5 protein-coding genes are annotated in these 10,710 nt (G+C 31.7%); 1 reads left to right on the forward strand and 4 read right to left on the reverse strand.

All coding sequences use genetic code 11. The annotated features are described in order from the left end of the window. Window positions 1-28 precede the first annotated feature (28 nt). Entirely contained in the window at window positions 29-1,096 is a 1,068-nt protein-coding gene (locus ACOSP6_RS12490) for a hypothetical protein (protein ID WP_422094758.1), read from the forward strand. A 5-nt stretch (window positions 1,097-1,101) separates the two neighbouring features. Here the strand turns inward: ACOSP6_RS12490 and ACOSP6_RS12495 are convergent, their stop codons facing one another. The 4 genes from ACOSP6_RS12495 to ACOSP6_RS12510 all read right to left on the reverse strand — a co-directional run bounded on the left by ACOSP6_RS12495 (window position 1,102) and on the right by ACOSP6_RS12510 (window position 9,866). Further along, window positions 1,102-1,962, reverse strand: a complete 861-nt coding sequence (locus ACOSP6_RS12495; RefSeq protein ID WP_422094759.1) for a DMT family transporter — start codon at window positions 1,960-1,962, stop codon at window positions 1,102-1,104. 137 nt (window positions 1,963-2,099) lie between these two features. Then, the gene (locus ACOSP6_RS12500) at window positions 2,100-3,458 is read right to left on the reverse strand and encodes a TlpA family protein disulfide reductase (RefSeq protein WP_422094760.1); all 1,359 of its coding nucleotides are present in this window, start codon (window positions 3,456-3,458) and stop codon (window positions 2,100-2,102) included. A gap of 429 nt (window positions 3,459-3,887) precedes the next feature. Then, window positions 3,888-7,262 carry a transcription-repair coupling factor gene (gene mfd / locus ACOSP6_RS12505; RefSeq protein WP_422094761.1) on the reverse strand — a complete coding sequence of 1,125 codons (3,375 nt, stop codon included), beginning with the start codon at window positions 7,260-7,262 and terminating at the stop codon, window positions 3,888-3,890. 78 nt (window positions 7,263-7,340) lie between these two features. Beyond that, window positions 7,341-9,866: a COR domain-containing protein gene (locus tag ACOSP6_RS12510; protein WP_422094762.1), complete on the reverse strand. Its 2,526-nt coding sequence runs from the start codon at window positions 9,864-9,866 to the stop codon at window positions 7,341-7,343. Window positions 9,867-10,710: the final 844 nt, after the last annotated feature.

Raw genomic sequence — 10,710 nt, forward strand, 5'->3', positions numbered from 1 at the left:
ATTCTTATTTTTGGAAAAAAGACCCACCATGCATTCCGAAGAAAAATTAATGTCTAAAAAGAAACCTGCGTTTCCCATCAACCATTACCTAGATGAGTATTTGATTGAGCATAAGAGAAACATGAAAATCCCAATTTTTTATGAGGATTTATTGCGTTTTCAAGGATCGGTTGTGGTGTACGATAAAAATGATGAAGATACACTTTGGGTGCGCGTGTATTATTCTGAATTTGATCGTGCTGAAATTGACTTAAGTCTTAAAAAAGTATATAATATTTTACACTCGAATGGTAGTGAAGATAATATTCAGTTTTTAAATATCGACGCGGTCGACTTCTGTACCTTTGGTAATTCTAAACCGTTTCGAATTAAGGTTCGAAATATTTTAAATGATAATTACACCTACTTCTACGTAAAAAAAACAGATGCTTCAAGGGTTTACGGATTAGAATTAGAACATATTCTTTCTCCCTACAATCTCAATTTTTTAGTTTATAAAGACACACTAATTGAAGAACACATTGCTGGAATTCCTGGTGACACATTCATAAAAGAAATGCTCCAAAAATGCACCGAACCGCAAAAAGCTCAAATAGCAAAAGAGTTTGTAAAGTTTAATGAACGTTGTATGATTCGTTTGTTGGGTGACATGCGTTCGTATAATTATGTTATTGTACCAACGCACGATTTTGATACTGTGGTGTATAGAATTAGAGCAATTGATTTTGACCAACAATGTTTTGAAGGAAAATTTAAAGTGTATTATCCGCAATTTTTCAAAGAAAATTACCCAATGGTACAACTGGTTGGTAATAAATTGCAAGACAGCTCGATTGCTCAGTATAAATTGGAAGAACGTTCTATCGTAGCCAAGCGTATTTTATCTTCTGAAGACCGAATTGATGAGCTCTTATTTTGCATGAAAAACGATGAAGTTTCTAACGGAAGTAACATCGAAAGGTTAAAAATGGAAATCTTCGATTATACGGGTGACATTTCTTTTAAAAAGAGTAAAAACATGGGGGAAGTTCTTGAAAGCGCACTTGATTTCGTGCGAAGAAATTATGAAGATGTTTCTTTAAGACGTTTTCGTTAGTTCTATTACTTCTTCTTATTTCGAATACTTTCAATCACAACAGTAGCTAATATTAAACCTCCTCCAAAAAAGGTATTTAACGTTGGTATTTCACTAAGAAAAATAAACGCCAAAATAATTCCAAAAATTGGCTGAATACTACTGATAATACTTGTTGTTGATGCTGAAAAAAATTGTAATGAATATACCATTAAACTATGACCAATTGCCGTGGTTAAAAAAGCTAGTAATAACAAATAGGGCAACTGACTTTGAAAACCAGAAGTATCCATAAAAAACAGTGTTGGTAACAAGCAAAAACTAATAATTACAGTTTGGTAAAACATTAATAATACACCATTATATTGATGTACATATTTTTTCAGGATTAAAATTCGAATTGCATAACATAATGCAGAAACTAAACCAAAAACAATACCTTGAACCGTTGTACTTTCAATCGTAAAATCGGGTGATAAAATGTATAGTCCTATTAAAACTAATATTCCTAAAACTATATAAATTGGATTGAATTTTACTTTTAAAAAGACTGGTTCTAAAAAAGCAATCATTACCGGAAATGTATATAACGACAACATCCCTATGGCTACATTAGAAAGCTTTAAGGCATAAAAATAGGTCACCCAATGAATACCCATAAAAACACCTCCAATTAAAAATGGTAAACGATGCTTGTTCGACTTTAACTTGAAATCAACCTTTTTAAACTTTAAAAACGCAAACAAAATAACCATTGCAAATGTTGCTCTGAAGAATATAATTACTTCCGACGGCATGCTGATGTATCTTCCCAAAACTCCTGAAGTACTTATAAAAAAAGTGGCTGTAATTAAGCCTAGGATTTTATCTAAATAATTGTTTTGCAATGAATTAATTTTTGAAAATTTCGCTTGGCAAGATAGGTATTAATTTTCTTCTTGAAAAAGCACTACTAGTATAAAAGTAGATTGAAACTTAGGAGGTCGTAAATTGAGAAATCAAACCAAGAAAGCGATACAATAACTTACTTGTCGAATAACTTTTTTAATAATCGTTCCGTTTTCTTCGAGTCAATTTCTTTTATCTCAAGCTCTATTTTTTCTCCTTTTAGAGACAGTACTATAATAGTTGGAATGGCAGAAAGGTCGTATGCGTTAATAATTTTTGCTCTGTCATCATCAAAAAACAACTGAACTGCATTTGCTCTAAGACCTGATTCCTTTATTATTCCCGACCACTTTTCGAAGTCATTTTTTTTATCTACTGAAACTCCGACAAAAACAATATTCTTATCGTCAAACTTCTCACTCAAGTTTTTAATGTTTTCAAACTCATTTACACAATCTTTACAGAAAGTAGCCCATATGTATAAAAAGATGTAATTTCCTTTGTAATCGGCTAATTTTATCTCTTCTCCGTTTGTATTTAAATAACTAAATCTCGAGAGATTCTTCTCTGCTTCTTCTTGCTTGATTTCTGAAAGCTTGACTTTGGCCTTTGCTATCAGATTATTGTCTTTAGAATACGCTTTAATAAAATCTAAATACGCTTTCATTCGACTTGGCTGGTCTTTCGACATAGTTTCGTACAAACGTTCTAATAATCCTTTTTGAATGGCCTCGGTTCTAATAGAAGCTACAATTCCCTCCATTACTGGATAATCGTTGGTGTTTTCTATATCATTTTGCCATTTTAAAACAGCCAACTCATTATACGCTTCATACTTCTCAGAAAACAATTGATTGTCAAAATGAATGCTAGATAACGGCGCTAAAAAAGACGGAGACACTTGAATGCTATCTGTAAACTCATAAAATTTCTTAGCTCTTTCAAATTTTAATATATCTAAATAATAGCCGTATTGTAGGTTTTTCGACTCTTCATTTACAAAACTTTCATCGAACCTGCTTCCAAATAAAGTTCCATAAAACCCTTTGTAATACTGATCTAATCGGCTTAAATATTGCTGTTCATTTCCTTCATAAAACTGACGCTTATAAAAAGGGTTTATACGACCGTCTTTGTCTAACAACTCTTTTCTTTTACTGTGTAAATAAGTATTTCTTCCGGCCCCACGTTTTCCAGAAAAGCTTAATGATTTCTGAAAGTTTTCAGCATCAAATGAAATAGAAAACTCATCGTTCTTCTTTAAGTATAACAGCGCTTTTTCGTCTTCTTTTTGAAGAAAATAATAACCATCTTCAAAATTAACATCCACATTAAAATTGAACGACTCAACTGTGATGGTTTCTAAAATTTCATTGTTAATTTTGGTTAAGTAAAACTCACTATCAATAGAATCATTTGTGATGTTAAACGACAAGCGTTGACCGTAAACGAAGTTTACTAAACACAAAAAAACAAGAATTACTATTCGTTTCATTTACCTAACTTTTTAAACCAGTGGTTCCATATCATAAACAGTACCAAAAGATACTATTTTTTAATTATTCAGACTTTCAATTGAAATCCTTTTCACCCTTTCATAAATCTAAAGTATCAACTCTTTTTTCTTCTTTTCTTTTTCTTGACAAAAAGAAACAAAAGTCAAGACTTATCAGAAAAGTATAAGAAAATACTACGGCACCTTCCGCCACAGATGAAAAAAACTCGCTCCGCTCAAACACTTTTTCATCTTCTATCCATCACTGCTGCCTAGATTTTTAATTCTTTTCTGAATATGTCGATTTAAACGTAAAAAACTTAATCGTATATAGTTCTACCATCATTTATATCTCTTTTTCATGGGAATGACAATGTCAATCACTTCTGTCATTCCCGCGTAGGCGGGAATCTCATAATTATTCATGTTTTAAATCTTCCCCAAAGTCTCCAACGCTTTCTTTACGGAATCAATTTTTATAAACGTGATTAACAATCGTAATCCGTTTTTGGTTTGTTTTTCTTTCATCACACAGCTTTTCGAATTGTGCTGCACATACTTCAGCATTCTTGTAAATGCTTCCGTTTGATAAAAATCGGATTGTTGATCAGAAACAAAATAACCTACCATTCTTTTTTTCTTTAGAATGATTTTCTCTAATCCTAATGATTTTGCTAACCATTTAATTCTTACAGAATCTAGTAAATCTTGCACCTGTGTTGGGAATTCACCAAAACGATCGATGATATTTTTCTCAAATGTTTGTAGCTCTTCCTCTTCGGTTAAATCACTTAATTCTTTATATAAATTTAAACGCTCAGAGATATTATTTACATAGTCATCTGGGAATAAAATTTCAAAATCCGTATCAATTTGAACTTCTTTTACATATTCCTTCGGACCCGCATTTTCATCTACCGGATACAAATCTTTGAACTCGTTTTCTTTCAGTTCTTCAATGGCTTCTTTTAAAATTTTCTGATAAGTATCAAAACCAATATCATTGATAAATCCGCTTTGCTCTCCTCCTAGTAAATCTCCAGCACCACGTATTTCTAAATCTTTCATCGCAATGTTTAATCCGCTTCCTAATTCAGAGAACATTTCTAAGGCCTGAATACGTTTACGCGCCTCATCCGTCATCATGTGATACGGCGGCGTAATGAAATAACAAAATGCTTTTTTATTCGATCGACCTACTCGTCCACGCATTTGGTGTAAATCTGATAATCCGAAGTTATTGGCATTGTTAATGAAAATTGTATTTGCATTTGGCACGTCCAATCCACTTTCAATAATCGTCGTTGAAACCAATACATCAAACTCACCATTCATAAAAGCCAGCATTAATTCCTCTAGCTTTTTCCCTTCCATTTGTCCATGTCCGATTCCGATTTTTGCAGAAGGAACCAAACGTTGTAATAACCCAGCTACTTCTTTAATGTTCTCTATTCGGTTGTGAATGAAAAACACTTGACCTCCACGTGAAACTTCATACGAAATCGCATCACGAATGGTTTCTTCAGAAAAACGAATCACATTTGTTTCTACTGGATGACGGTTTGGTGGTGGTGTTTTAATCACAGATAAGTCACGCGCAGCCATTAAGCTGAATTGTAATGTTCTTGGAATTGGCGTAGCCGTTAAAGTTAAGGTATCTACATTTTCCTTAATGGTTTTCAACTTGTCTTTTGCGGCAACTCCAAACTTCTGTTCTTCATCAATAATCAGTAATCCTAAATCTTTAAACTGAACATTTTTGTTGGTTAACTGATGTGTTCCGATGACAATATCTACAGATCCGTCAGTTAAACCTTCTAAAACACCTCTCTTTTGTTTTGCGGTTCTAAAACGATTCAAATAATCGATATGAACTGGAAAATGCTTTAAACGCTCTGAAAAGGTTTTAAAATGCTGAAAAGCTAATATCGTAGTTGGCACCAACACCGCAACTTGTTTTCCATTATCAACAGCTTTAAAGGCCGCACGAATGGCAACTTCTGTTTTTCCGAAACCAACATCTCCACAAACCAAACGATCCATCGGTTGATCTTTTTCCATATCAGTTTTTACATCTTGCGTAGCTGTAAACTGATCGGGTGTATCTTCATATAAAAAGCTTGCTTCTAACTCATGTTGCATGTGTGTATCTGGACCAAAAGCAAATCCTTTTTCTAACTTTCGCTTTGCGTACAGTTGAATTAAGTTAAAGGCAATTTCTTTAACACGTGTTTTGGTTTTCTGCTTGATTTTCTTCCAAGCATTTGAACCTAACTTGAATATTTTTGGAGCTTTTCCGTCTTTTCCATTGAACTTCGAAATTTTGTGCAACGAGTGAATACTCACATACAAAATATCGCGATCACCATAAATTAACTTAATCGCTTCTTGTTTCTTTCCGTCAACATCAATTTTTTGTAATCCAGCAAAACGCCCAACTCCGTGATCGATATGTGTTACATAATCACCTTTTTCAAGATTGGTAAGTTCCTTCAGCGTGATGGATTGCTTTTTGGCGTAGCCATTTTTTAATCGGAATTTGTGATAACGTTCAAAGATTTGATGATCGGTATAACACACAATCTTTTGATCTTCATCTATAAATCCTTGATAAATTGGAAAAACCACCGTTTCATAATGAACTTCTTCATCGGCGTCATCAAAAATATCATGGAAACGTTGTGCTTGCTTTTCGTTCGCACAGAAAATATAGTTGGTATATCCTTTACTATGATGCACATTTAAATCTTCAATTAACAAATCGAATTGTTTGTTAAAAGAAGGCTGGGAACGAACGTTGAACGAAATATCACCTCGAGCGGAATCGAGAACCGATTCTGAAATGCCTCTCGACTGCGCTCGAGGTGACACTTTATCAAGATAAGCAACTGTAAAATCAGCTAACTGACTTTCAATTGCATTTCCATTACAAAACAACTCTGCTGGTTTTGAATGCTGAACTTCTTTCGACAGCTTTTCAAATTCTACTTCCGCTTTGCGGAAAAATTTATCGAGATTTCCAGTGAGTAAATCTTTGTTTTTTACAAACAACACGGTATTTGCCGCAATGTATTTTAAAAAACTTTCACGCGATTCTTGCAACGCTTTGTTTTCTACATTTGGCATAATACTCACTTTCTTGAGCTTGTCATTTGAAAGTTGTGTTTCTACATCAAAGCTTCGAATGCTATCTACTTCATCACCGAAAAACTCAATTCTGTAAGGTTCATCGTTTGAAAATGAAAATACATCTACAATTCCTCCACGTACCGAAAACTCACCAGGTTCGGTAACAAAATCTACACGTTTAAAATGATATTCAAACAGCACTTCGTTGATAAAATCGAGCGATAGTTTTTCTCCTCGTGTTACCTTTAATGTGTTTTTCTCCAACTCTTTTTTAGTCACTACTTTTTCAAAAAGTGCGGTTGGATAGGTAACAATTACCGCTGGTTTTTTACGAGAATTGACGCGGTTGAGTACTTCCGAACGCAACAATACATTGGCATTGTCGGTTTCTTCTATTTGATACGGACGACGATACGAACCTGGATAAAACAATACGTTTTTCTCTCCAAGTAATTGCTCCAAGTCGTTTAAATAATACGCCGCTTCTTCTTTATCGTTACAAATAAACAAGTAAGGTTTGTCGGCAGTTTTAAAAGTTTCGGATATGACAAAAGACAACGAAGAGCCGACCAAATTCGAAAGTTGAAAATGGTGTTTCTCTTGTTGTAGCGCCTGTTGTACCAAAGCTACCTTTGTAGCATTTTGGTAGTAGTTTACAATGGTTTGCTTACTCAACGGTAATAAATTTTTGCAAAGATAATGAGTAAAAGAAAAACACTTAACATTCCTTTACAATTTATTATGAACGTAAAATTATGACTCAATAATTTTACCTATAGTGTCTTTAAACCATTTTGTGTTTGCTAATTCAGACTGTTTTAATTGATACTTTTGAATAGAATCTTTATTAAATTTATCTTTCATACTATAGTACTTAAAAAACACCTCTAATTCATCTGAACCTAAATCATCAATTACTGATCTCTCTGATCTATTTCTAATTCTTTCTGAAGTAATTTTAAACTCTTGATAAGAATCTCTTGATTTTTTGAAATTAGAAATGATCTCATATTTGACTTCATTTTTTTGTCTAATAATTTCATCCGTATATTCCTTAATATCAAAACCTTCTAACTTTAACTCATTAATATTTCTTGGGTGAAACAAATAATTCTCTATACAATAGTAATTTAGAATATAGTAATTAGGGTATTTTTTCTGAATTTTATCTATCTCTGAGTCAATTAAAAAATCTCTATCCCTTAAACCAAAATAATCTGGATTTGTCTTAATTTTAATAAATACTCCATTACTGTTATTTTCAGGAAAAAACTTTGTTTTGGAAAATCCAACACTTGTAAGTAATTCAGCATTTTGATTCTCACAAATTATAATTTTTTCATCATTTATTGCTTTACGTGAAATATCACTTGTAAGCTCCAAAACATTCACATTTTCCAAACTAATATCACAACGAATATCAAATAACTCTTTTGATTCATACCTTTTCAACAAATTAAACTCATAAAAATGTGGTTTTTCACTTTCTTTACATAAACTACAGTTGCAAGGTATCATCTCTGCAACATCTAACTTATTAAAATCTCTATGAATTTCGTTTAATGTCTTACGAATTAAAAATAGAAACTCTCTTTTATTCTTACCATTTAATTCAATAGTTATTTTATTCTCAAAATATTTTTCCTTGATTAATGCAAATGTATCTTCATAGTTTAAAATTACTCCATATCTCCAATATTTATTTTCATAAATATCTGAATTCATTTTTACAATTAATCTTGCCACAATTCCCTTAGGCATAAATTTATATCTAAATTCAAATTTTGAATTGTGATTTGAAGGTTCCCAGTTATGGTCAATTTCATCCACAGGTAATAATCTTGGTACAAGAAATTCACCGTTTTTTAATTCAAAACATAAATCAAACTTTGTGTTTTTCATTAAAGAAATTAACTCTCGTGTTTTTAAATTAAAGTCATCATTTGTCCATATTCTTTCTATATCTTCATAATTAAACCTACCATTTTGTTCAATTACCCTTTTATCATCTAATATTTTATATACACCCTTAGTTATCCATTCGTGATTTAATATCACAATGTCTTTTAGTTCGATATCCTTCTGGAAATGTATGATTACTCCCAAATCATGAAAATATTCGCTTAGCAATAGAGCACTATCTTCCTTCCTGTAATGATTTTTACAAATTTCAAAATACTCTGATTGACTAATGTAATTTTTTCCTGATAATTTCAGTTCTTCTAAATCTTTTCTAATTTCTACCCATACTTTTGGTAGTGGATTTCCAATATGTGGTAGTTTTGAGGCTGTTTCCTTTAATAAATCTTTAAATTTTAAAAAATTATCTCGATGTTCTCTCTTTAAACTAATTTTATTAAAATTAATTATGTTATTAAACGCTGCCTTATATTCATTTATTGGCAACTCTTTATTAGGTTGATCTGCTTTGTTTAATAGCATCATTACTGGGCTTTTATCTCCTAATAATTTTATAATATTTAACCAATAAAAAAAATCATCGTGACTATCCTCTTTTCTTGATTCAGTTACCAATAAATATATAGATCTTTTAGTTAAAAAAAATTGATGAGTAGAGTGATAAATCTCTTGTCCTCCAAAATCCCAAATATTTATCTGAAAATCTCTATTTATCCTAGGGTTAATTGTTTCTATTTCACTCTTGGGAATTATCCATCTATTAATCTTGATGCCTTCTGTACTTTCTTCATGATTCAATTCATATTCATCGTTAACTAGAGCTTGAGAAAGACAAGTTTTACCAACTCTACCCTCCCCTACAATTAGTAACTTCACCTCATATATATAATCTTGCTCTTTTAATTCTTTAAAAAAATTCCTAACAGAATCTATTCCTCTAGCTATTATTTCAGGAGGGAGCATTTCAAAAGGGTTATTGGAAATCTTCAGCTCTTCCAATCCTGACATATTTGCAATTTTTTCAGAAAGTTCTTCTAGCTTATTATTATTTAAATTTAGGTGTTTAAGTCTAGTCAAAGTTGCTATTTTCTCTGAAACTCTTTCAATTTTATTGTTTTCTAAATTTAACCTCGTTAATCTCTTTATACGAGAAATATCATCAGGAATTTCGGTTATTTGATTTTTTTCACTCTCATCTGCATAGGGAGTATTACTAATGTCAATTGAAACTAGATTGGGATAATTATATAATTCTCTAGGTATTTCTTTGAGACCACAATTTCTTAAATCTATAATTCCCCAACCATGTTTTACGACATTATTAATAGCTTTATTTATTTTTTCTTCGTTTCTTATCATTTTAATTTAAAAAATGGCTTTTTTGTTTACAATTAATTCATAATTATCCATACCAAAAACAATTAAAAACTGACCGAAAAATTATGTTTTGAATTTTGCTTTTGATATAATAAGTTTTCTAAAAAAATAAAAAGGAACAGGGGGACTGGTCTATTACTTTATCTTTTTTCGTGGTTTAAACATACAAAATATTTTGTGTCAGTGCAATAGTGGAGTTGAGTCTAAAGAAGAAAGACAAAAGTGGAAAGAGTTGTTTTTGTTTAACCTATTGTCACATCGAGTGAAATGATGAGAAACAACGTGAAACATAATTTTGTATCGAGATGTGGTTTGGAACTAAAAATCTGTTCTCGATACACTTTTTCATTCTTCAAAAGCACTCGAACTGACAGGCTTGGTTTTGTTCGTAATAACGTTTGTTATAATCATTCTTTGTCTTGATACAAAGAAAGCGACGTTAGGAGGTTCATGAACACTTAATCCAATAAAAATGGAGTGAACTAAGCAAAGATCAAGACTGCAGAATATCAACTAAAAATCTTCGCACAACTTCTAAAAAAAAATAACTCGGCGTTGCCTCAAACAGATTTTATTTCTAACGAATTTGCACTCAATTTTCTTAACGCTGATCTTCTGAGGTCGGTAGTTTTAGTTATAATTCAAACGTCATCTATAGATTGAGCCATAAAATCCACCACAAGAAACGATAAGAATGAAAAGCTGTTTGAATCTGACGTAAGGAAGATGAGTTCTTTTCATTCCGTTTCGAGGATGTGATTTTTTGAGTGAAAAGCTATGAAGACTAGATTTTTTTGCTTCTTTTTTCATCAATGGAAAAAAGAAT

Source organism: Tenacibaculum sp. MEBiC06402, assembly GCF_049239625.1.
In the GTDB taxonomy this organism is placed as follows: domain Bacteria; phylum Bacteroidota; class Bacteroidia; order Flavobacteriales; family Flavobacteriaceae; genus Polaribacter.

Bases quoted from the DNA above. Each gene is read 5' to 3' on its own strand.
- ACOSP6_RS12510 (WP_422094762.1), bottom strand. From the start codon at position 9,866: ATGATAAGAAACGAAGAAAAAATAAATAAAGCTATTAATAATGTCGTA.
- ACOSP6_RS12500 (WP_422094760.1), bottom strand. From the start codon at position 3,458: ATGAAACGAATAGTAATTCTTGTTTTTTTGTGTTTAGTAAACTTCGTT.
- ACOSP6_RS12490 (WP_422094758.1), top strand. From the start codon at position 29: ATGCATTCCGAAGAAAAATTAATGTCTAAAAAGAAACCTGCGTTTCCC.